Source organism: Streptomyces sp. NPDC101227 (genome assembly GCF_044767545.1).
Classification (GTDB): domain Bacteria; phylum Actinomycetota; class Actinomycetes; order Streptomycetales; family Streptomycetaceae; genus Streptomyces.
On record NZ_JBIWOD010000019.1, the window covers coordinates 173,614 to 194,168 of the forward strand.

A 20,555-nucleotide genomic window follows, 5' to 3' on the forward strand; every position below is an offset into this window, starting at 1 on the left:
GTGGTTTAACGCGCATCATCATCCGTCGGCCTTTGATAAGAGCGGCAGGAGGTGCACGCCGGGGCACTGATGAATGCATCAGTGCCCCGGCGTGCACCTCCTGTGGTTCCGAGGACATTCTGCATACGCCCCCGGGCGCAGGGCTACTTTCCTGGCAGCCACCTCTTCAACAAGCCCCACCAGGACGACCGTGCTCTGGGCACGCCGAAAGAGGGGGCCGAGGCAGGAGTCTCATTTGTGATGCTCGGACCACCGGCGGTGGAACCCTTGAGCGTGTGCTTGCTGTGCGCAGCATCGTTCCCCGACGCACTGGCTGATGCGGGGAGACCCTCGTGGCGCCTCGCAGTGAACTTCACTGGGAGGGCGGTCAGATGACGGGCGATCCAATGGGACACCGACTTCAGATCGCTCTCGGGAACGGCCAGGGAGATATCAGGCAACCGCATCAGCAGGACGTCGATTCCGGTGTCGACAATGGCCCGACTGATGTCCTGGCCGGGGCACTCGTGCGGACCGCTGCCGAAGGCAAGGTGGGAGCGGTTACCGTGCATGGGTACCGAGAGATCGGGGCGGATGACAGGATCGGCGTTGCTGGCGGCAAGGCCAAGTAGCAGCATGTCTCCGGCCCTGATGGACTGACCGGCGAGTTCCGTGTCGCAGGTGGCCCACCTGGCGGGCGCCACTGCGGTCGGCGGATCGTCCCACAGCATTTGCTCCAGTGCGTCGGGCAGGGTCATGCTGCCGCCCGTGAGCGATGCCCGGAAGCGGGGATCGGTGAGTACCGTGCGGAGGGTATTCGCGGTCAAATTGGTGGTGTTCTCGTTTGCGGCGATCACGACGAGCCGCAGATGCTGCACGACTTCCTCGTCTGTGAGCTTGGCTGAGTGATCCATCAGCCACGATGTGAAATCGGGGCCGGGGGCCGCCCGTTTATCGGCAACGAGCTGCTCCAGAATCTCCACGAGGTATTCGTTGCTCTTGAATGCCGTCTCAGAGCCCCTGAGTAGGTCACGGGTGGCCTCGACCAACCCCGGGCCGGACTCATCGGGCATGCCAAGGAGCTGCGGCATGACGCGCAAGGGAAGTTGCTCCGCGAACTGGCTGACGAGGTCAGCCTGTCCATTGCCGGCGAAGTCATCGATCAGTTGATTGGCAGACCGGTTGACGCAGCGGCGGATTCCGCGGCGGTCGAGTCGCCCCATGCTCTCGGTGATAGCGACGCGAAGCCTTTCATGCTCTTCGCCATCCATGAAGAGGCATCCGGGCTGCCAGGCGAGTGCTGGCATCAGCGGTGAGTCCGCGGCGACCCTGTTTTCCTTGAAGCAATGCCAGATACGCGAGTCATGGCTGAAACGGGAGGGCGTACGCAGTACTTCGAGGTTTTCTCGATAGCCGAGGACCAGCCATGCCGGCAGGTCACCGTCCACCAGGACAGGTGCCACGGGGCCGTGCTTGGCGCGCAGTCGTTCGTAAAAGCCCGGCGCATCGTTCACCGCCTCGGGCCCGAAAAGCCGCGCCATTCCGTCGGTGTTCCCGACTCGGGCATGAGCGGGACATCCCGGAGGCGGTCCAGAAGCGGACGTCATGCTGGGCTGGTTTGCAGGAGAGGTGGTCACCGGGGCTCCGAGGCTGTGGTGGTGAGGGCGTACAGATAGCGCATGAGAGTCAGCAGGGCATCGCGGCTGGAGGCGCGGCTGCGGGCGTCGCAATCGACCATGGGTACGTCATCGGGGAGATCCATGGCCGCGCGCAGCTCCGACATGGGGTAGGAAGGGGCGTCCGGGAAGGCGTTGATGGCGACGACGAAGGGCAGACCGCGTTCCTCAAGCCGGCCGATCACATCGAAGCTGTCGTCCAGGCGTCGGGTGTCGATCAGGACCACCGCCCCCAGCGCGCCTTCGAAGAGGCCGTTCCACAAGAACCAGAACCGCTGCTGGCCTGGGGTGCCGAAGAGATACAGCACCAGTTCGTCACTGAGGCTGATCCGGCCGAAGTCCATCGCCACGGTCGTCTCGGTCTTGCGCTCGACTCCGGCGATGTCGTCCACCCCGACACCGGCCTGCGTCATGGTCTCTTCGGTGGTCAGCGGACGGATCTCGCTGACTGATCCGACCAGGGTGGTTTTCCCCACCCCGAAGCCACCGACGACCACTACCTTGACCGCGGTGGAGGCCGAAGCCGGCAGGGTGTCTTCGCTCCGGGGACCAACGATGGGCTCAGAGATTTTGCAGTCCATGCATCACCGCCTCCAAAAGTTCGACATCGGGCAACGACGCGGCCGGGATCGGTGCCCGGGCTTCGACATGGCTGCTCTCCAGCAGATCCGCGAGCAGTACCGTGACCACGCTGACCGGCAGATGGACGTATGCGGAGATCTCCGCGACCGACAGCGGGTAGTCGCATATGCGGAGGATGGCGGCCTGTTCGGGCTGCATGCTCGCAGTGGGCCGGTTCCGGGTCACGATCAGCGTGACCATGTCCAGGGGGGCTGGTTTGGGCGGTACGCTCCGGCCGGAGGTAAGGACGTAGAGGCGCTCGGGGGCCCCTTCTTCCCAACTCCGGTGCTTTTCCGGTTTCGAGTCGCTCATGGAACCTGCCGGTCAGCCCGCGGCGGGCTGGTGAGGTGCTGACCAATCCTGGCGACCAGGTCCCGCATTCCCTGTCCCATGAGGCCTGCGTCCACATCGTCATCGGCCAGCACCGCCAGATACGCTCTGGCACCCGCCGCCATCAGATAGAAGAAGCCGCCGTTGACCTCGATCACGACGAGCTTCATCCGCCCGTCGCCGTGCGGGAATTCCGTGGCGACGGCCGCCGACAGGCTTTGCAGTCCGGCACAGGCCGCGGCGAGGCGATCCGCGGTGTCCTCGTCCGTACCGTACTGAGCCATACACAAACCGTCCGAGGACAGCACCACGACTTCGCGTGTGTGCGGGACGCTGGTCGCCAGGTCCTCGAGCATCCAATTCATATTGAGCCGCTGCTGTGTCACCACTTACTTACTCACCCTTACCTAATGAATCAGTTGCGCTCGGACTCGTTTTCGCTCAGGCCGTCGGAACGATGTGCCGGGGACCCGGTTAGGGGTTGGCCTGAGATGCCCTCCTGGAAGGCGGCCAGCCACATCCCGGCCTGCGGGGGTGAATCGGCTGACACCGGAGTCCTGGATTCAGTGGTGGTGGAGGCCGCGGGCTCCTGCCGCATGGGCGGAATCACGGTGTGGGTACGGCGCCTGCGCTGCGGGAGCCCGTTGGCGCTGCGCGGCGAGGCGGCAGGTGTGGGCTCCTGGTCGGCTCCGTCGGGGCTGCGCATCGGGCCGCCGCGGCGCCGGGGCGGCGGCAGGACCGCGGCCTTCGCCAAGGCTCCCCCGGGCACCGGAGTCGCGGTGATCAGCTCCGGCGGGACGATCAGGACAACGCGTACCCCGCCGTACGCGGAGCGCCGGAAGGAGACCCTGAACTTGTTTGTGCGGGCAAGCCGGCCGACCACGGCCAGACCTAGTCGTGGTGATTCACCCAGGTCGTCGAGGTCGATTCCCCTGGGGGACTCCTCCGCCAGGGCCTGCTCGGCACGTGTGCGGGCTTCATCGGTCAGGCCGATCCCGGCGTCCTCCATCTCGATGGCCACACCGGTCTGGATCTCGGTCGCGGTCAGATGGACTCGTGTCTGGGGCGGTGAATAGCGAGTGGCGTTGTCCAGCAGTTCGGAAAGGGCGTGGATCAGTGGCTCGACGCCGTGGCCGAGAATGCCGACCTCGGCCACGGAGTGCAGATCGACGCGCTGGTAGTCGATGATCCGGGACATCGCACCGCGGAGCACATTGAACAGCGGGATGGTCTGCTGCCACTGGCGGCCGGGCCGGGCCCCGCCGAGTACGGCGATGCTGTCCGCGAGCCGGCCGACGAGCGCGGTGCGGTGGTCGAGGCGTAGCAAGTCGCCGAAGACTGTCGGGTCATGACCGTGTTTGTCCTCCATCTCCCGAAGTTCCTGGGACTGTTGGTGGACGATGGCCTGGACGCGTCGAGCGATGTTGACGAAGGCTCGCTGGGCGGAGTCGCGCAGGTCTTCCTCGGCCTCGACGGCCTCCAAGACGTAGCGCAGTACAGCCTGGTGGGCGGTTTCGAATTCGGGGCTGACACGGGAGACATGGACGACGCGCTGCAGTACCTCCTCGGCCCGTGAGCCCTGCTGAAGCTGGGCCATGGCCGCGGGCAAGGTCTCCTTGGCCATCCGTACGGTTTCGGCTTCCTGCTCGATCAGGTGGCCGTGCAGGGTGGACTCCCGCTCGGCGAACTGCTCACGCAGTAAGTCGAGAGCATGTCTCCGGCGTGCCACCTCTCCGGCTGCGACGGCCACTGTCACCGTCGCGATGACGCCGATCCAGGCGACCTGGGCACGCGCCATTGACGGCGTCAATGACACGGTCACGGCCGTACACACGGCCAGTAGTACGGATGGCAACAGCCATATTGGGGTGGAAGTGGGCCTCGACCCTTCGGGCGACGAACCAGCACGAACCATCGGCATCCTCAGAGCGCTAATGGAATGGATAGGGCGACATACATGGCGTATATGGGCACCAAGGGAAAGCCGCCTGAATAAGATCGACGACCGTGGAGTCGCGCTCACCAATTGCTTGGTTGCAGCGCATTCCAAGTTGGCGCTTCGCACGCATGAGGCCGGTTCTCCGGAGGCCCGAGCCTTTGTGTGATCGAAGGCGCCGCGACAGCCAGCGGCGACGTGTGGTAATCGCCACAACTCGCTGCGCGTCAGCGAGCATAGCGGGGTGAGGGTGTTTCTGTGGCCTGAGTGCGTATAACACATAACTGCACTCATGTGCGAAATTCAGAAGAACCGTTTGGCCTGGGGATTCAGAGGAATCGGGAGTTGGGTGATCCGTTGCCGGGCCAGTGGAAAGGTGCTGTTTACCTGCGAAGACGTGAGGGTGCGAGCGTCCAGGTCGTATTCGGTGGTGAGTCAGGAGCGGACCGCTGGGGATGTGGGTGGTGGGGCTGAAGTGGTATGCGGGAAGTGCGAGGTTGACGCACGGGATTGACGGGTGGGGCGGCCGACCCGTTACCCGGAGGGAGCCCCGCAGTCGAGCACGCGAGGCTCGTCCGCGCCTGTCCCTGGCGGTGGGCTCGCTGTTTCCTGTGGCCAATAAGATGTGTCCGGAAAATCGCGCCAGTTGTTGCAGAGTTCAGCGTGGGAACATCGCTGATATCCGAGACCTCAGGGGAAGACGGTAGTTCCACGCGCCGGCGTACGCTGAAGTCCCTGTTGCGAACCGTGCTGATTTCCGTGGCCACAACAGGGGTTGGATTCCTCGGGTAGTTCCCCCACTGCGGGGCGCTCCTGCCCGTCGGTAGGCGCTTGTGCGAGGGCTGTGGGGAGGCGACACCCACCAAAGGATCTACGACCAGCAGGTCACCGTGAGAGCGAGTACGGCAGCGCCTGTAGCGAGCAAGTACGTGATTCTTCGCATCTGCCCCTTCCTCGCGTCTGCTGTGCGTGAACCCTTCGGTGGAAAACGACCGACGCTGGGCGGTCTGCCTGCATCGGACAGCGTCGACGCTCACCACGGCCGATGAAATGGCGACGACATGACTGACGGAAGCGATCACCTTGGCCGGCGAAAGGCAGCGGCTCGCGCCAGGAGCGCTGCGGCACATTGTGATCGACCACCTCCAGGCGCAGCCCGACGAAGCATTCAGCGCTACCAAGATCGGCCGCGTCATCGAGAAGTCCTCGGGCGCCATCGCGAACGCGCTCGGCAGGCTGGTCGGCTTGGGGATCACCGAACAGGTGAGTGACCCGAGGCGAATCTTCGGGTCGGTCGGGAGTTCCGTCCACGGGCTGCAGCAGTGAGTCGTCGTTCGGGATCAGCTTGGCGGCGATGGTCTTCCGGCCGCCGTACAGAAGACCGAACGCCGAGTATCGATCCCCTCACCAGCGCCCCGGGTGTGCGGGGAGCTTGCCCGTCACCCCGCGAGCACTGGAAGCGGTGCCCCTGCGAAGACCTGTCCGGAGTGCCAGCACCGGTGGGTTGCGGCGACCGGGAGAGCGCCTGGCTGAGGGACGAGTATCGGGCGGCCTGAGAGCGCAATGACGTGCTCGCGGCTGTCGCACTCCGCCCAACAACCGTGCAGTGAGCGCCTTCTTCACCGCACCCCGAGTCCGTTACGCCACCGACAGCCCCGCCGGGCCACCGCAATTGCACAACGAGGTTCAGGCAACCGTGGTCAGATCCCCGGACGTCGATGAGTACGCCCCGCGCCAGGTGGCTCGCTCAAAGGCCGGTATCCAGGTTACCGAGAGGCCCCGGCACCCCGCGTGGAGGCCGAGGCCTTCTCCGGGGCTTGGGCATGGGTGCGGATCCGTTCCCATGCGTAGTGCACTGTGTCTGCGGTGACGTACGGGGAGCCGAAGGCAGCCCGTACGGCGGGGCGGCCGTTGATGCTTGCGGGGGTACAAAGGAGCGTGCGGTCGGTTTGCAGGCGGGAGATCAGGCGACGGGTGTCGTCGTCGGTTTCGCGGCGGAAGACGACCAGGCCCAGTTCGTGCACCTCCAGGTGAAACCCGGGCTCGGCCGTGATGAGGCGTGCCAGCTGGGCCGCCCGCTGAACGTCGTGACGGATGGCTTCGCGCAAGCCTTGCACGCCATGGGCCCGCATCACGTACCAGAGTTTGAGGGCACGCATCGGGCGGCCGAGGGGCACCTGCCAGTCACGGAAGTCCACGACGCGGCCGGAGTCGGTCGCAGGATTCCGCAGGTATGAGGGGGTGATGCTCATGGCGTCGGTGAGCGTGGCACGGTCGGAGGTCCACAGGACGTCGCACGGGGTCCCCGTACGCATCCACTTGTGGGCGTTGACGGCGTAGGAGTCGGCGAGGGAGACACCGTCATTGAGGTGCCGGTATTCGGGGCACAGTGTCGCGGAGCCCGCGTAGGCGGCATCCACGTGCAGCCACACGTTCTCCTGTCGGCACAGGCGGCCGATGTCCGGTACGGGGTCGACGGCGCAGATATCGGTCGTGCCGATCGTGGCGACGACGATGGCGGGGATGAAACCGGCCTCACGGTCGCTGTCGATCCGTGCGCTGAGCGCGTCGGGATCCATTCGGCCCGTTTCCGCCAGTGTGGCGATGAGTTGCGGCTCCCCCAGGCCGGCGAGCCGGGAGCCCTTGCGAACGCTGGAGTGGGCCCGTTCCGTGCAGTACATCCGGTAGCGGCCCTCGGTGCCGGACGAACGCCATCGCCCCTGCGACGCCCGTTGAAGGGCCGCAGCAGTGGCGACGAGTACCGCCGATGAAGCTGAGTCCTGAATGACTCCGCCGCCGCGGCCACTCGCATGGCGGAAGGCTTCCGGCAGGCCGAGGGCCTGGGCCAGCCAATCCGTGACCGCTTGCTCCAGCTCCGTGGCCGCCGGCGATGTCGACCACATCATGCCTTGGACGCCCAGTCCCGCTGTGACGAACTCGGCGAGTACGGACGCAGGGGAGTTGTTGGTCGGGAAGTAGCCCAGGAATGCCGGATGCTGCCAATGGGTCAAGCCCGGGACGATGACCTTCCAGGTGTCCGCCAGCATCTCCTCAAGGCTCTCCGCCTCCTCGGGAGGCGTGGACGGCAGCGCGGAAAGCACCGAGCCGGGTTCACACTGCGGGGTTACCGGCACCTCTCGGGCTGACAACGCCTGCCAGTGCGCGACCAGTTGCCTGGTGGCCGTTTCTACCGCCGCCTCAAACTCATCGCCCATGGCATAAAAATAGCGGTCTTATTATATCTTGTCTACTGTGTCGGTTATGCGGCAATATCGCGTCGAACTCAGGCTCCCCTCCCCGGAGCGACTGCCCGAGAGGCTTGAGTTGCTATGGCGTTCATCCGTTCGAGAAGATCATCCGGTTCGCGCAGTCCGGTGCCCGTTGTCCGACCCGCGAGAAGCTGATTACGACGCCTTTTTCGGCGTCATCCGGGTCTCCGGTCCAGCGGCCCCGTTGCTCTCCGAGGCCCTGACCACCACGGTGAGCGCAATGGCCTCGCTACCCGAAGGCGCCGCCGAACCGGCACTCCGCCAGGCTCTCGATGCGGCCGGCCTGACTCTCGTCGCGGAATCAGGGCTGAAGCCGGATGCACCCGCTCAGCAACGTTGGATACACGGGCACCGGCTGTTCTTCGCGCTCACCCAAGCAGCCATTGTGGGCCTACAGGACGCACTGGCCGCGCCACGTGGTCGTTCCTGCGGGCAGGGAGTGCAGGCCGCCCATGCCTTCCTGCGTGCGAGTGCCGCCGCCATGCGCCTGACCGCGTCCTTCTCCCGGTCCGCGTACGAGCTCGTCGTGCGCCCTTCCATGGAGCCGCCCCAGCATTCCACCCCCCGCTTCTCCGGGCTCTGGTCAGCCGATCACCGCGTTCTCGTCACCCGATTGCGCGCCTGGGGTGCGATGCACGGTGAGATATGCATGGATTCCTGTAAAACCCACCGGCGCCTGCTGGACGTGGTGGACGAGGTGTACGCCGCGCACATCGGCATATGTGAACGCTTCGTCGGGGACGGCCCCTCGCTTTTGGGGGGCTCGAAGAGCTCCCTGGACACTCTCGGCGAACTCGCCAGACATCGCAGTCGACTCCTTTAGACCGTTGGCTTTGTGCGGGTTTTGCCGAGCACCGGGCGCAGTAGGTGCTGGGGCGCCGACGCTCCGCTCTCGGCTCAACTCCGGGTAGGCGCACTGCGATCTGACGCAACGTCATATCGCTCTTCGTCCTCATCTTGCCTCGCCGCTGTCGACGGCGTGGGCACGGTGGCCGGGCGACCTTGAAGGAGTTCTTTCAGGAAAGGATCGACATGGGCCTCCGAGACGCCCTTCGTCAGACCCCTGCTGGACGAGATCCGGTCCCCACGGCACGGCGGCAGGCCTGCGCAAGGCAAGGGAAGGGAGCTTTCTTCGATTACGCAGCGGCACATCCGGAGACGTCGGTCGCCGTGGGAGGTGTCAGCCGCGTCACGGGTGACGTTCCCGATCACGAGGAATTGTGTCTCCTGGTAGACCTGGCGGTAGCCCGCTATCCGGAGCTCGGAGAATCTCCACCGGGTGGCCGGGGGGCGGGAGTCCCGTTTGCCGCCGAAGACCATGTATTTCGTATCTCTGTCGCCGCGGGGACAGGAGTGGACGGGCTGCGGGCCGCGCTGGGGGATCTGGCCACAGCACCCTTGCCGAAGCGTCTCTGGGGAGTGTGGATTCTTCACGGCTACGCCCCCGGCGAGTTCGCTGTCGTACTGCGGGGTCACCACGCGCACTTCGACGGCATGCTGATCAGCGAAATCTTTCGTGGCACCCTCAGCGGGCCCGCTGCCTCCCGCGCGGAAGGCGCGCCGCTGCCCGCAGCCGCCCGCCGAGGCACGGCGGCTGAGCTGGCGACCGCCGTCCGCGAAGGCATCAGCGCCATGGGCGGGCTGCGCCGGGCCGCTCGTCTCGTACCGCGCGGCTTTCCCCTGACGGGCAAGTTGCAGTATGCGTGGGGCAGTGTGGAGCTGCCCCGTCTCCGGAAACTCGCCGCCGCATACGGAGTCACCCCCAACGATCTGTACTTGGCAGCCCTCGCCGGCGCGCTCAAGAAGTGGGCCGGGGAACATGGTCGGCCGCTCGGCCGGCAACCGATGCGCCTGATGGTGCCGGTCACCCTGCGGCGCCGGGACGACGCAGGCAAGAGGGGAGACTGGGTGCTGGGCGCGGCAGTACGGCTGCCGGCCGATCTGGACGATCCCGTGGAGCGACTGGAGTACGTGAAGGCCCGTACGCGGAAGGCCCGTTCCTCGCTGTTCGACCCGCACGCCGGCGCCCTGGGACGGATGGCCCCCCAACGGTTCGGCCGGTGGCTCCTCGAACTCGATCTGCACCCGCGGAGCACGACGATACTGGCCTCCTGCGTTCCAGGGCCTGGGAAACCTCTCCGCCTCGGCGACCGGGTGATCACCGACGCAGTACCGCTGGATCTCCTTCCGGCCGGCCACGCGCTCGCGGCGTGTCTGTCCACCTACACCTCCACCGCGCAAATCTGCTTCGTCGCGGACCGGGCAGTCGGCGGCTGCGACGACCTGGTGCAGCTGTGGATGCGTGAGCTGGACGAGGTGACGGCGCGCGCCGCGCTCTGATGCCTACGGGCCGCGCAGCGCTGCGCAGACCACCGGCTGTCCTGTGCGCCACCACGGAAATCGGGGACATCGAAGGTACTCATGAGCAGAGAAACCGTTGGGGAGCAGGAGACGCAACGGCCCGCCACAGCCCCTCGGCACTGGGCCGTGAGGTACCGATGGCGGATCCTGGTCCTGGCCCTCGTGGCCGTACTCGGTTCCGGTATCGCTGCCGCCGGTGTGCACGGACGCCTGGTGGACGGCGGCTATTTCGACCGGTCGGCGGAGTCGAGCCGCGCGGAAAGGCTGCTTACGGAGGACTACGGGTCCGGGACCCCGAAGCTGATGTTCGTGGCTCGTTCGACGGGTGCGGCGGACGGGGAGCAGGCCTCGGCAGCCGGTCGGCGACTCGTCGCCGAACTGGCCGCCGAGCCCGGTGTCGTTTTCGTACGCGACCCCTGGTCCTCGCCCACCCCATCCTTGCTGTCGGCCGACCGGCATGCCGCCTTGCTGATGCTCGTCGTCGCAGGGGACGACCAGCAGATGACGCGGACGGCGGAGCGCCTGATCCGGAAGTACGCCGGTGCGCGGCCTCCGTTGCGAGTCGAGGCTTCCGGACGGCTGTCCATCAACCGGTACGCCGAAGAGCAGAGCCGCCGCGACCTCGTCAGCTCCGAGATGATCGGTGTTCCGCTGGTCTCGGCCGTGCTCCTGCTGGTGTTCGGCTCGCTGCTGGCCTGTGCGCTGCCACTCGCCATGGGACTGATCAGCGTCACCGGTGCCATGGCCGTCCTGGACCTGCTGGCGCGTCACTATCCGGTGAACGTCTTCGCGCTGAACATCCTTACCGCACTGGGCTTCGGCCTGGCGGTGGACTACAGCCTGATCATGGTCAACCGCTTCCGCGAGGAGCTGGACCGCGGTCTGGAGGTGCCGGCCGCCGTGAGTGCCACCGTGCGATCGGCGGGCCGTACGGTGGCGGTTTCGGTAGCGGTGGTGACGCTGTCCCTCTGCGCGCTGCTCTTCTTTCCCACGTCCTTCCACCGCTCGCTGGGAGCCGGCGCCGTGGCGGTGGTCTGCCTGGCCGGGGTCGCCGCGCTGGTGGTCCAGCCGGCGCTGCTCGCGCTCTTCGGACGCCGCCTGAGCCGGCGCCCCGTGCGCGCACGGTGGTGGCGGGCCCGCAACGCCGGCGCGCCGGAGTTCTGGGAGCGGCTGGCCCGTGCGGTGCTGCGGCGCCCACTGGCCGTACTGATCTCAGTTTCCGCGTTCCTCGTACTCCTCGCCGCGCCTGCCGCGGCGGCACGTATGGGGTTCATCGACGAGGACTGGCTGCCCCGCGACGCGGCTCCGCGCCTCGCCGCAGAGCGGGCGCGCGCCGAGTTCCCGCTGCTGAACGGGACCACGCTCACGGTGCTGACTCCCCGGACTCCGGCGGGCTCCGAGGCCGCCGCCCGCATGGGCCAGGCCCTCTCCCGGCTGCCGGGGGCCGGCATGGTCACGGGCACCGGGGGAGATTTCCGCGACGGCCGCCGACTCGCCACACCGCCCGCCCGGTCGGCCGGCGGCGCCGGGCACGGGACCTGGTACTCCGTCACCACGCGAGCCGGACCGTACAGTGAAACGGCTCAGCGGCTCGTCGGTGCGGTCAGGGCGCAGAAGGGGGCGGGCCCCGTACTGGTGTCCGGGGAGACGGCCGCGCTGGTGGACATGAAGAAGACCCTGGCACGGCATCTGGGCTGGGCCGCCGCACTGGTCATCGCCGCCATCGGGGTGCTGCTGTTCTTCTTCACGGGGAGCGTGCTCGTCCCGGTCAAGGCCGTGGTCATGAACCTCCTGAGCCTGACGGTGGCATTCGGTGCCATGGTGTTCCTCTTCCAGACCGGACATCTGTCCCGGCTCCTGGGCGGCACGGCCACCGGGCATGTCGATCCACTGATTCCGGCGGTGGTCTTCTGTATCGCGTTCGGCCTCTCGATGGACTACGAGGTCTTCCTGGTGGCGCGCATCCGCGAGGAGTATCTGCGCACCGGGGACAACGAACAGGCCGTCGTCACCGGATTGCAGCGCACCGGACGGTTGGTGACCGTCGGCGCTCTCGCCGTCGTCATCGTCCTCGGCGCGCTGGCCGCCTCTTCGCTGGCGGTTCTGCAAGAGCTCGGAGTGTGCCTGGCCCTCACCGTGGCCATCGACGCCACGCTCGTACGTTGCCTGCTCGTTCCGGCGCTCATGGGCCTGGCAGGACGCTGGAACTGGTGGGCCCCGGCTCCGCTCCTGCGGGTCCGCGCCCTCGTCCTGTCCCGTCTGGCCAGGACGCATATCCCGCACCGACCACCACGAATGCCACGTCGTCTCAGGGGCTGACGAGTCGGCCCAGGACGTTTCCGCATCCACCCACCCACACTCACCTCCACGAGGAGCCTCATGACCACCACATACGAATGGATCACCGGCCTGCTCACCGAGCACCTGGGCGTGCCGGAGGACACCATCAATCCCAGCGCCACCTTCGAGGGCCTGGAACTCGACTCGCTCTCGGTTGTCGAACTCAGCGTGATCATCGAGGAGCAGCTCGGCGTCAAGCTGACGGAGGAGGACCTCAAGCCGACCCTTGGGGAGTTCTGCCGAATCGTCGAGGAGCGGCGCGACGGCAGGAAGGCCGTGGGCATGGACACCGCCCAGCCGGATGTGTCGACCACCCCCACCGGCCCATGAAGGCGGTCGACGTCGCGGTCACCGGACTGGGGCTGGTGACCCCCGCCGGGATCGGTGTTCAATCCACATGGGACGGGATGCTCTCCGGCCGGTCACGGGCAGCCACGGACGAGCAGCTGGCCGGCCTTCCGGTGAACTTCTCCTGCAGGGTGGCCGACTTCGACCCCGCGGCCCGCCTCGGGCGCCGGCTGAGCTGGCGTATCGACAGGTTCATCCAAATGGGGCTGGTCGCCGCCCGCGAAGCGGTCACCGACGCCGGATGGGACCCCGCTGCCTGGGACGGGGCTCGCGTCTCCGTGGTCCTCGGCAACGGAAGCGGCGGCAACGACCAGGCTCAAAAGGAGTACGGCCTGCTCAACAGCGGTCGGCACAAGGCAATCTCCCCCTTGTGCATCACGCGTTCGGTGCCCAACATGCTCGCCGGCGAAATCAGCGCGGATCTCCAGGCGCTGGGCCCCAGCCTGGTCACCTCCACCGCCTGTGCGTCCGGGGGCACCGCCATCGGCGTCGGCCGCGACCTGCTCGGCTCCGGAGCGTGCGACATCGTGATCACCGGCGGCAGCGAAAGCGTCTGCAAACCCCTGCCCGCGGCTGGGTTCGGCCAGATGGGTGCGCTGTCCACCAGGGTCCACGACCCTGCTGGTGCGTGCAGGCCGTTCGACGCAGACCGGGATGGGTTCGTGTTGGGCGAGGGTGCGGGCATCCTCGTACTGGAACGGCTGGCAGACGCCCAAGCCAGAAATGCGCCGGTCCGTGCCCTCCTCGCCGGATACGGAGCCTCCTCCGACGGCTACCACTTCACCTCACCCGACCCGGAGGGCCAGGGAGTGGTGCGAGCCATCCGCGCCGCACTCGCGGATGCCGCCCTGTCGGCGTCGGACATCGACCACATCAACGCCCACGGGACGTCCACTCAGCAGAACGACCTCTCCGAAGCGCGCGCCCTTTGCTCGGTCTTCGGCGCACCGCCGCCGGTTACGGCGAACAAGAGCATCCTCGGACACTCGATCGGCGGCGCGGGCGCCATCGAAGCCGCCATCACGGTCCTGACGCTGCAACACCAGATCATCCCGCCAACCGCCAACCTCGACCTCCTCGATCCCGACATCGATCTGGACGTCGTCACCAAAGCACCCCGCTCCCAGTGCCTGCGGGCGGCGCTCAGCAACTCCATCGGCTTCGGCGGCCAGAACGCGGTCCTGGCCTTCCGAGCGCCGTAGTATTTCCGCCGAAGACGGAACCGGCCGGTGGGGCATCGTCCGGCAGGAGGCCGGACGGCGCCCGCCGCGCCCTCGGCCGGGCCTTCCGCGCCGGCTTCCCGGCAGCGCCGACGAGACGTCGAGGGCCTCTGGCACCTCATGAACGTAGCGCCCGAGGCACCCGCCAAGACGGCCGAACCCTTGCGCCGGCTGCTGGAGTCGGCAGGCGACGGGGCCGTCCTTTCACTCCACCGGCGAAAGCAAGCCCCGCACGTAGTCCCGCATCCGCCACCGCAGATCCACCCGCGAGAACCGGCCGGCCACCCGAGCGAGCACCGTCTCCGGCTCAGCCGCCCACAGACCGGCCTCATCCACCCCGCCATGCCCAGAACGACGAAGCAGACCAGCCCAGGCAACGATTTCCAACTGGAGCACCAGTGCACTGCACCTTGCGAGCGCGTACGCCTCCTCCGCGCACGTACGCCTCACCAGGCCTTTGTCCACCTCATGATGGTCCGTCCGGTGGTCAGCGGCCCGACATCGCGAGGTGCGGTGACATCAGGTGCATGTCGCCCGAGAGTATGGCCCGCTGCAGATCCTGGAGCGGGCGCCCGGGCTCCAGCCCCAGCTCGTCGTTAAGCGTCTTGCGCACCGACTGGTACACCTTCAGTGCGTCCGCCTGCCGCTCGGAGCGGTAGAGCGCCAGCATCAGCTGGCGGTAGAACGCCTCGCACATGGGGTTCTCGGCGGTGAGGGCGTACAGCATGCCCACGGCCTCGCGGTGCCGGCCGAGCTGGAGCTGGCACTCGACGAACATCTCCTGACACTCCAGGCGGATCTCGGTCAGCCAGGTCGAGAAGCCGTCGATGATCGGGCCGTTGACTTCGGTTCCGTGGCCGCCCTGTCCCAGGATCGGGCCGCGCCACAGCGCGAGCGCCTGCCCGAAGCAGGAGGCCGCCTCGTCGTTCCGCTTCTCGCGGAGCAACGACCTTCCCACGTCGACCAGTTCGGGGAAGACCTGGGCGTCGATCTGGTCGTCACCCTTGTGCAGCACGTACCCCGACGCACGGGTCTCGACGGGATTGCCGGTCGAGCCGGGCAGCTTCAGGAACTTGCGGAGCTGGGAGATATACACGTGGAGTCCCGCCGTGGCGCGCCGTGGCAGGTCCTCGCCCCAGATCTCCCGCATCAGCTGTTCCAGGGAGACCACCTGGTCGGCGCGGATGAGGAGAACTGTGAGGACGATTTCCACTTTCTGCGCCTTGATAGTGGAGTACGCGTTTTCGTCCATGATGCGCAGTGGGCCTAATATCTCGTACCTCACCGGGCGTCCCCCCTTGCTGTCGCGGTCTGTTGTGCGCGGTTCACCAGGGCCTTGGAGACGACTTCCGTCAAGCCCTGTTGGTGTGTGTTGAGGCAGAAGTGGCCCCCGGAGAAGAGCTTGAGGTCGAAGGGTCCTTCCGTGTGCTCCCGCCAGGCCGCCACGTCGTCCGGTGCGGCCTGCCGGTCCCGTTCGCCCACGAGAGTGGTGACGGGGCAGGTCAGTGGAGGCGCCGGAGCCCATTGGTACAGCTCGGCCGCCCGGTAGCCGTCGGCCAGTTCGGGGATGTCGTCTATGAGCCGCTCGCTGCGCCGGTCCTGTCGTCCGGGGTACTGCACCGCGAGCACTTCGGTGTCGGGCAGCAGAGTGGGGGACTGCGCCAGGGGGTGGTAGTAGCTGGCCGAGCCGCCCGCGTAGGGGAAGCGCACAAGGCGGACATCGGCATCCGGTCGGGGCCGAAAGTGACGTATCCAGGAGTCCGACATGGGGGGTGGGGGGGAGGCAGGCAAATCATTCCCTTCGCCAGGAACACTGACAACAGTGTCACCACATCGCAGAGCCGCTCCTGATCATGCGCAGCTCAAGGTTTAGAGGGCAACGTATCTAAGTCGGCAACAGGGCGGAATGAGACACTCCCTAATTCTTTACCCCGTGATTCTCAAGCGCCTCAAGGTGCGGCGTCTTTGTGGGATTATTACGTCCTGTTGGTTTAATTTCTCGCTCCGCTGCTGGCCTGCACTAGTTCTCCTCCTCCTCGTCGCGGCGGGAAACGGTCTGTTTTCCCTGCGTGGCTGCCGCTGGATTCATCGGCACTCCGATTGTGGCTTGTTGTTTTCATGCGGTGTCGTCCGGTCCGCATTGGTCTTGATTTTGCCGCCGCACGCTCTTCCGGTGCAGGTGGCAACCGCTGTGGGCGGCCATGGAGGGGGCGCCGCGTGGCTGGATCCAGCCGTGTGTGAATCAGCGGCAGATGCCCAGTCGTCGGGTAGGACGCCGACACGGTTCGGCGTCCTACCCGACGATTGGGTGGGGGTGAGCGGTGGCGATCGCCCATGGTTCCGCAGGGTGAGGCGCGTGCCGGAACGGGGTCGGTTGCCGTGCCCGGGGTGGTCGATGGCGGCCACCGCCTAGCCGTACTCCGCCGCGGAGTGCCGAGCCCGGGCCACCTGCCGGGGCTTCCGCTTGTACAAGCCGCCGTTGTGGCCGATCAGGATCAGCGGGGCAGGGGCGGATCCAGGCGCCCACAGGATGCCGGGGATCTTGCCCCGGGTGAATTCGCGTTCGAGGGCGCCGTCGTCGAGGCGCTATCGGAAGCGAATTGCATGGTCGTGCCTTTCGGGAGTGCTCTTGAACCGCGCTCCCGGACGACTTATCGCCCGACCGTGACTCCGGAGGGGAGCACCCGTGTCGATACTGCGTTCACGGGTATCACCTCCTCGTTCTCTCGCACGGCCTCCGGAAAAGCAGCAGTGGTCGCCGTGGCCCGCTCACGGGTTTTTGCGGAGGCGCTCCGTGGCCGGATGCCGCCTCACCACATGGGATACGGTCTAAACAGGACGATCTGCGTGTTCCGGGGTCCGACCGGCAGACCTAACGAAGCGGTACTAGGCCGGTCGTCGTTGTACGGCGTCGGTGATGACCGCTGTCACGAGCTTGTTGACGGCTGCAGTGGTCGGCGGGCCGGGGTCGCGGTCCGCGAACAGGAGATGCCCGCCACCGACCAGGGAGAGCGTGAGTGAGTCGATGTCAGCGTCGGCCGCGATGCGCCCTAGACCACGCTCGTCGGCCAGATAAGCGGAGATCGCACTCGTGGCCTGGGCGAGGATCGCGATGCCGCCTCCAGGCATGGCTTGCCGCAGTCGAGCGCGCAGCTCGTCCCGGAACGTGATCAGTGGAATGATCGCCACCGGAATCGGTCCGAACAAGGTGATCAGCGCATTGGTGAGGTTGTCCGCCACGGTGCCGGTGCCGGCAGACTCGCGCAGCGCACTCGCCTGTTTCTCAAGTTGCCGGGCCCGGTCGAGTACGAGGTCGGTGAGGAAGGCGTCGAAGTCGGTGAAGTGCCGGTGCAGGACGCCTTTGGCGCAGCCTGCCTCGTCGGTGACAGCCCGGCCGGTCAGCCCGTTCGGTCCGTCGTGTAGTAGCACGCGTTCGGCGGCGTCGAACAGCTGCTGCCGCGCGTCGCGAAGGTGCACTCCAGTCGGCACTCGTCGATCCTCTCGTACGTCAGCCTGCCGGCGCCCGTTGTCGCCCAGTGGGCGCACGGCCTCAAGGTGGGCACTTGCCCATCTTACTGCGAGGCAACAACGACGTCTCCGGTGGAGCCGCACAGAGCCCGGCGGACGCCTGAACCCCGCCCGGCTAACCCGATGCGTCGGTGGCCCGGATCATCATCGCTGAGCGGACAGGTCGGACGCAGCCCGCCGGTAGGCAGCAGCGAGTGGTTTGACCACCTCGGTAGGCTGCTCGTACACGTGACCCGAGATCGTCGGCTGTCCGTCTGTACGCAGCACACAGGGTGGATCCGCTCGTCGGCGCGGTGAAGGCGGTCCAGCGCCACGACGGGAGGCGATGCCGGTTCCGCAGGCGACCACGAGCAAGTCAGACCCCGGGTGACCGGAATGCACTCGGAGGGCTGCGCGACTCACGTACGCCTATGCCTGATGCACACGTGGCCGATGCCCTTGTCGAGCAGATGCCCGTGGAAGGTCGAGCCGAATTCCTGGCCGTTATCGGTCTGGATCTGCTCGACGGCGAACGGCAGCTTGGCCGGCACCTGGTCGACGAACTGGATCGTGGTCTTCCGGTCGTTGCACGAGTAGGCACGTGGGACACGGAGCCGGTGCAGTCGTCGATGTCGGTGTACTGGTAGTAGCGCTTCTTGCGGCGTCTGGCCGAGCGGTTCGATGAACTTGACGTCTGCCTGCAGCTGGTGGCCGGGGCGCTGCTTCCCGTACCGCTTCCAGCGGGTGGGGCGGCACTTGTAGCGCTGGGAGGCAGGCAGGCGGTTGACACCCACCTTCTTCAGGATGCGCCACACGCCGGACGAGCTGACTTTGACGTCGTGATACCGCTCCAGGTACATCGCGATCCTGGCCTGTCCGAAGTGGTACTGCCGGCACAGCCACAAGATCTTCTCTGCGACGTCTGCCTGGGTGGCATGCGGTGTGTGGTGCGCCGCGCTCGATCGGTCCTTCAGCCCCTCCTGCCCCTCGGCCTCATAGCGCCGGCGCCATATGTAGCAATACTGGCGGCTTATGCCGTAGTAGCGGCAGGTGGCGGCAACACCGCCGCTGACCTTCTCCACATGGCGTAGCACCGCCGGCCGGTGCCGCGTACGCCTTGATAGCTCGCGTTCAGTCGTCCTGCAGGTCTCCTGGACACGAGCGACCCACCTGGCAACAACGTCCGTCCGTTTTAGATCTGGGGAGAAACACATGGCCGTGGACAGGCTCAGCAGTACTCGGGCGACAGGTCCGGGGCTGAAGTGGCCACTAGATAGCCAGGTTCACGTCCGTATGACGCCCCCGCAGGGATATCGGGATTCACCTGGAAACGATCCCGGCGGAGATCGCCAAGCTGACCAGGTGCGACTTGGTGCTGGCCCCGACACGTCGCCGCGCCTCGGTCACGTGCTCGTCCACGGTGGTCTTCGAAATGCCGAGTCGTCGGGCGGTCTCCTTTGCGGTCAGACCCAGCGCTGCGAGCCGGACCACCTCGGTCTGTCTCGGAGTGAGCGTCTTGCTGACATCTGAGATGTCGGGTTCCAGGGTGGTCATTTCGTTTCCTTTCTCGTGCTCAAGCTCTATTACGGGGCTCAACAGGGATCGACGACTTTCGCGTGGTCGTCGGTAGCGTGTCGGTGTCGTCGGTGTCGTCGGTGTCGAACAGGTCGCCCCCACGATCTGTCACCCGGGCGAGGCCTACTCGGCGAGCTGCTGCGATGTGGTAGTGAGGTCAGTGGCCAGCGTCCTGGTCATCGACTGCACCGAAACCGGAGTGTCGCGGACCGCGGCTGCGGACCGTTCGGAATTCCTGAGGCGGTGCGCTGCTCATCCTCCTCGCGACGTCATGCAACGCCGGCGCACCGCGTTCGTCACACCCCTGCTGATTCGGTGACAGCCGTCCTGACCGGCCTTCGGCCCGATGTCAGCCAAGGGTCACTCCAGCTGACTGAGGTGGGGGGCTGACTCCTTCGGGATTGGTCAGGGACGACGGAACGGCGAAGCCGCCGTCCTGCTCCCACCGAGGTGACGTCGGTGGTGATCCCGTCGTAGCCGAGCAGAGCCGGCCGGTCGATCAGCTGCTCCGGAAGAAGACTTGGAGTTGCTGGAATTGAGCGCCCCCACTACCAGGATGAGGGGCCGTGGTCCGTCCGTTCGTCCATCCCGGCAGTGTCGTCCACCGCCGGTTTCGTATGCGTCAGATACGTCAGGGGGTAACTGCGATCACCCGGAGGCCGCGAGCGTCAGCGTTGCCGTGCACGAGCGGGAAGACGCCGTGCGCGGAGCAGACGAGGACGACGCCTTCCGGCATATCGGCCTCGGAGTCGACGAACCGCGCGGCCCAGCGCCGCCGGCCGACCGCGACGCGCTGACTGTTGGCAGATCCCCTTGCGGACGCAGACCGGCGATCCGTGGATCGTAAGTGCCTGCCGGATAAGGGCGATCGTCCGTAACGCTCCGGCGCATCACCCCCGCCGCTCGGCGAGCACCGTGTGCTTCGTCGGGGGTGTTCCTGCCGGGCGGAGAGCCCGTTCGTTGAGGTGTGCTCAGAAGCTGGTGGCCTCCCATGACTGACTCCCCCAGGTCGGTGATGGACGTCCGGAGTTGGACTGCGTGTTATTCGGCCATTGTGAACGGAGAACCTAAAGCAGTTCTTGCGCGAGCCTTGAGCCCTCCGAGTGTCGTAGCGTCCGGCTTGTGTGTTTTCAGGCGGCGTTCGGGGTCGCCAGGGAAAGGTGGTACGGGGCTTCGGATTCCTCGGTTGGGGGAGTCAAGGGCGGAGTGCAGCCGCTCGGTGTTGTACCGGCCGACCCACTGGACGATGGCGTTTCGACCTGTTCAGCGTCGCGCCAGGGGCCTCGGTACTCGATCAGCTAGGTCGTGTACGCAAGCTCCCGTTGTTGCCCGTAGGGCGGGCTCGCGGCGTCTGGTGCACTGCACTCGCTTCGCTCGCTCCGTCTCGGCTCTT

18 protein-coding genes and 2 pseudogenes are annotated in these 20,555 nt (G+C 66.7%); 6 read left to right on the forward strand and 14 right to left on the reverse strand.

Going from position 1 to position 20,555, the window contains the following annotated elements:
* Positions 1-143: 143 nt before the first annotated feature.
* The 5 genes from ACIRPT_RS33675 to ACIRPT_RS33695 form a co-directional block, all read right to left on the reverse strand.
* Positions 144-1,520, reverse strand: coding sequence for a cytochrome P450 (locus ACIRPT_RS33675; RefSeq protein ID WP_403834166.1), 1,377 nt, complete (start codon positions 1,518-1,520; stop codon positions 144-146).
* A gap of 92 nt (positions 1,521-1,612) precedes the next feature.
* Complete coding sequence (locus ACIRPT_RS33680) at positions 1,613-2,236, reverse strand: GTP-binding protein (RefSeq protein WP_403834168.1); 624 nt, start codon at positions 2,234-2,236, stop codon at positions 1,613-1,615.
* Positions 2,217-2,588 carry a DUF742 domain-containing protein gene (locus ACIRPT_RS33685; RefSeq protein ID WP_403497606.1) on the reverse strand — a complete coding sequence of 124 codons (372 nt, stop codon included), beginning with the start codon at positions 2,586-2,588 and terminating at the stop codon, positions 2,217-2,219. The genes ACIRPT_RS33680 and ACIRPT_RS33685 overlap by 20 nt, the downstream gene beginning before the upstream one ends.
* Positions 2,585-2,971 carry a roadblock/LC7 domain-containing protein gene (locus ACIRPT_RS33690; RefSeq protein WP_403498648.1) on the reverse strand — a complete coding sequence of 129 codons (387 nt, stop codon included), beginning with the start codon at positions 2,969-2,971 and terminating at the stop codon, positions 2,585-2,587. The genes ACIRPT_RS33685 and ACIRPT_RS33690 overlap by 4 nt, the downstream gene beginning before the upstream one ends.
* A 50-nt stretch (positions 2,972-3,021) precedes the next feature.
* Positions 3,022-4,404 (reverse strand): ATP-binding protein, encoded by a 1,383-nt coding sequence (locus tag ACIRPT_RS33695; protein ID WP_403834170.1) that lies wholly within the window; start codon positions 4,402-4,404, stop codon positions 3,022-3,024.
* Between the two features lie 1,269 nt (positions 4,405-5,673).
* On the opposite strand from ACIRPT_RS33695, the gene ACIRPT_RS33700 reads away from it, so the two are divergent.
* Positions 5,674-5,868: a hypothetical protein gene (locus tag ACIRPT_RS33700; protein WP_403834173.1), complete on the forward strand. Its 195-nt coding sequence runs from the start codon at positions 5,674-5,676 to the stop codon at positions 5,866-5,868.
* Positions 5,869-5,981: 113 nt separating this feature from the next.
* Here ACIRPT_RS33700 and ACIRPT_RS33705 read toward each other — a convergent pair.
* Positions 5,982-6,139, reverse strand: a pseudogene (locus ACIRPT_RS33705) (restriction endonuclease); the annotation flags it as partial.
* Between the two features lie 169 nt (positions 6,140-6,308).
* Entirely contained in the window at positions 6,309-7,757 is a 1,449-nt protein-coding gene (locus ACIRPT_RS33710) for a pyridoxal phosphate-dependent decarboxylase family protein (RefSeq protein WP_403834176.1), read from the reverse strand.
* Between the two features lie 46 nt (positions 7,758-7,803).
* On the opposite strand from ACIRPT_RS33710, the gene ACIRPT_RS33715 reads away from it, so the two are divergent.
* The 5 genes from ACIRPT_RS33715 (at position 7,804) to ACIRPT_RS33735 (ending at position 14,062) form a co-directional block, all read left to right on the forward strand.
* Positions 7,804-8,634 carry a hypothetical protein gene (locus tag ACIRPT_RS33715; protein WP_403834178.1) on the forward strand — a complete coding sequence of 277 codons (831 nt, stop codon included), beginning with the start codon at positions 7,804-7,806 and terminating at the stop codon, positions 8,632-8,634.
* A 209-nt stretch (positions 8,635-8,843) separates the two neighbouring features.
* Positions 8,844-10,151, forward strand: coding sequence for a WS/DGAT domain-containing protein (locus ACIRPT_RS33720; protein ID WP_403834181.1), 1,308 nt, complete (start codon positions 8,844-8,846; stop codon positions 10,149-10,151).
* A 147-nt stretch (positions 10,152-10,298) separates the two neighbouring features.
* Entirely contained in the window at positions 10,299-12,491 is a 2,193-nt protein-coding gene (locus tag ACIRPT_RS33725; protein WP_403834184.1) for an MMPL family transporter, read from the forward strand.
* Between the two features lie 60 nt (positions 12,492-12,551).
* Positions 12,552-12,842: an acyl carrier protein gene (locus ACIRPT_RS33730; protein ID WP_403497617.1), complete on the forward strand. Its 291-nt coding sequence runs from the start codon at positions 12,552-12,554 to the stop codon at positions 12,840-12,842.
* A complete protein-coding gene (locus tag ACIRPT_RS33735) occupies positions 12,839-14,062 on the forward strand; it encodes a beta-ketoacyl-[acyl-carrier-protein] synthase family protein (protein WP_403834187.1) in 1,224 nt (407 codons plus the stop codon). The genes ACIRPT_RS33730 and ACIRPT_RS33735 overlap by 4 nt, the downstream gene beginning before the upstream one ends.
* Before the next feature lie 222 nt (positions 14,063-14,284).
* On the opposite strand, the gene ACIRPT_RS33740 is transcribed toward ACIRPT_RS33735, so the two are convergent.
* The 7 genes and pseudogenes from ACIRPT_RS33740 to ACIRPT_RS33770 all read right to left on the reverse strand — a co-directional run bounded on the left by ACIRPT_RS33740 (position 14,285) and on the right by ACIRPT_RS33770 (position 19,264).
* Positions 14,285-14,476: a hypothetical protein gene (locus ACIRPT_RS33740; protein ID WP_403834190.1), complete on the reverse strand. Its 192-nt coding sequence runs from the start codon at positions 14,474-14,476 to the stop codon at positions 14,285-14,287.
* A 91-nt stretch (positions 14,477-14,567) separates the two neighbouring features.
* The gene (locus ACIRPT_RS33745) at positions 14,568-15,365 is read right to left on the reverse strand and encodes a BTAD domain-containing putative transcriptional regulator (protein WP_403834193.1); all 798 of its coding nucleotides are present in this window, start codon (positions 15,363-15,365) and stop codon (positions 14,568-14,570) included.
* Positions 15,362-15,790: a thioesterase II family protein gene (locus ACIRPT_RS33750; protein WP_403834195.1), complete on the reverse strand. Its 429-nt coding sequence runs from the start codon at positions 15,788-15,790 to the stop codon at positions 15,362-15,364. Before ACIRPT_RS33750 ends, ACIRPT_RS33745 begins: the two co-directional genes overlap by 4 nt.
* Positions 15,791-16,492: 702 nt before the next feature.
* Positions 16,493-16,666: pseudogene (locus ACIRPT_RS33755) on the reverse strand (alpha/beta hydrolase); the annotation flags it as partial.
* 300 nt (positions 16,667-16,966) lie between these two features.
* Positions 16,967-17,569 carry a TetR/AcrR family transcriptional regulator gene (locus ACIRPT_RS33760; protein ID WP_403834197.1) on the reverse strand — a complete coding sequence of 201 codons (603 nt, stop codon included), beginning with the start codon at positions 17,567-17,569 and terminating at the stop codon, positions 16,967-16,969.
* Positions 17,570-18,006: 437 nt separating this feature from the next.
* A complete protein-coding gene (locus ACIRPT_RS33765; RefSeq protein ID WP_403834199.1) occupies positions 18,007-18,801 on the reverse strand; it encodes a helix-turn-helix domain-containing protein in 795 nt (264 codons plus the stop codon).
* A gap of 106 nt (positions 18,802-18,907) precedes the next feature.
* Complete coding sequence (locus tag ACIRPT_RS33770) at positions 18,908-19,264, reverse strand: response regulator transcription factor (RefSeq protein WP_403834202.1); 357 nt, start codon at positions 19,262-19,264, stop codon at positions 18,908-18,910.
* Positions 19,265-20,555 lie beyond the last annotated feature (1,291 nt).

Bases quoted from the DNA above. Each gene is read 5' to 3' on its own strand.
- ACIRPT_RS33675 (WP_403834166.1), bottom strand. From the start codon at position 1,520: ATGGCGCGGCTTTTCGGGCCCGAGGCGGTGAACGATGCGCCGGGCTTT.
- ACIRPT_RS33765 (WP_403834199.1), bottom strand. From the start codon at position 18,801: ATGTGTTTCTCCCCAGATCTAAAACGGACGGACGTTGTTGCCAGGTGG.
- ACIRPT_RS33710 (WP_403834176.1), bottom strand. From the start codon at position 7,757: ATGGGCGATGAGTTTGAGGCGGCGGTAGAAACGGCCACCAGGCAACTG.
- ACIRPT_RS33680 (WP_403834168.1), bottom strand. From the start codon at position 2,236: ATGGACTGCAAAATCTCTGAGCCCATCGTTGGTCCCCGGAGCGAAGAC.
- ACIRPT_RS33720 (WP_403834181.1), top strand. From the start codon at position 8,844: ATGGGCCTCCGAGACGCCCTTCGTCAGACCCCTGCTGGACGAGATCCG.
- ACIRPT_RS33735 (WP_403834187.1), top strand. From the start codon at position 12,839: ATGAAGGCGGTCGACGTCGCGGTCACCGGACTGGGGCTGGTGACCCCC.
- ACIRPT_RS33695 (WP_403834170.1), bottom strand. From the start codon at position 4,404: ATGGCGCGTGCCCAGGTCGCCTGGATCGGCGTCATCGCGACGGTGACA.
- ACIRPT_RS33685 (WP_403497606.1), bottom strand. From the start codon at position 2,588: ATGAGCGACTCGAAACCGGAAAAGCACCGGAGTTGGGAAGAAGGGGCC.
- ACIRPT_RS33690 (WP_403498648.1), bottom strand. From the start codon at position 2,971: ATGAATTGGATGCTCGAGGACCTGGCGACCAGCGTCCCGCACACACGC.
- ACIRPT_RS33730 (WP_403497617.1), top strand. From the start codon at position 12,552: ATGACCACCACATACGAATGGATCACCGGCCTGCTCACCGAGCACCTG.
- ACIRPT_RS33715 (WP_403834178.1), top strand. From the start codon at position 7,804: ATGCGGCAATATCGCGTCGAACTCAGGCTCCCCTCCCCGGAGCGACTG.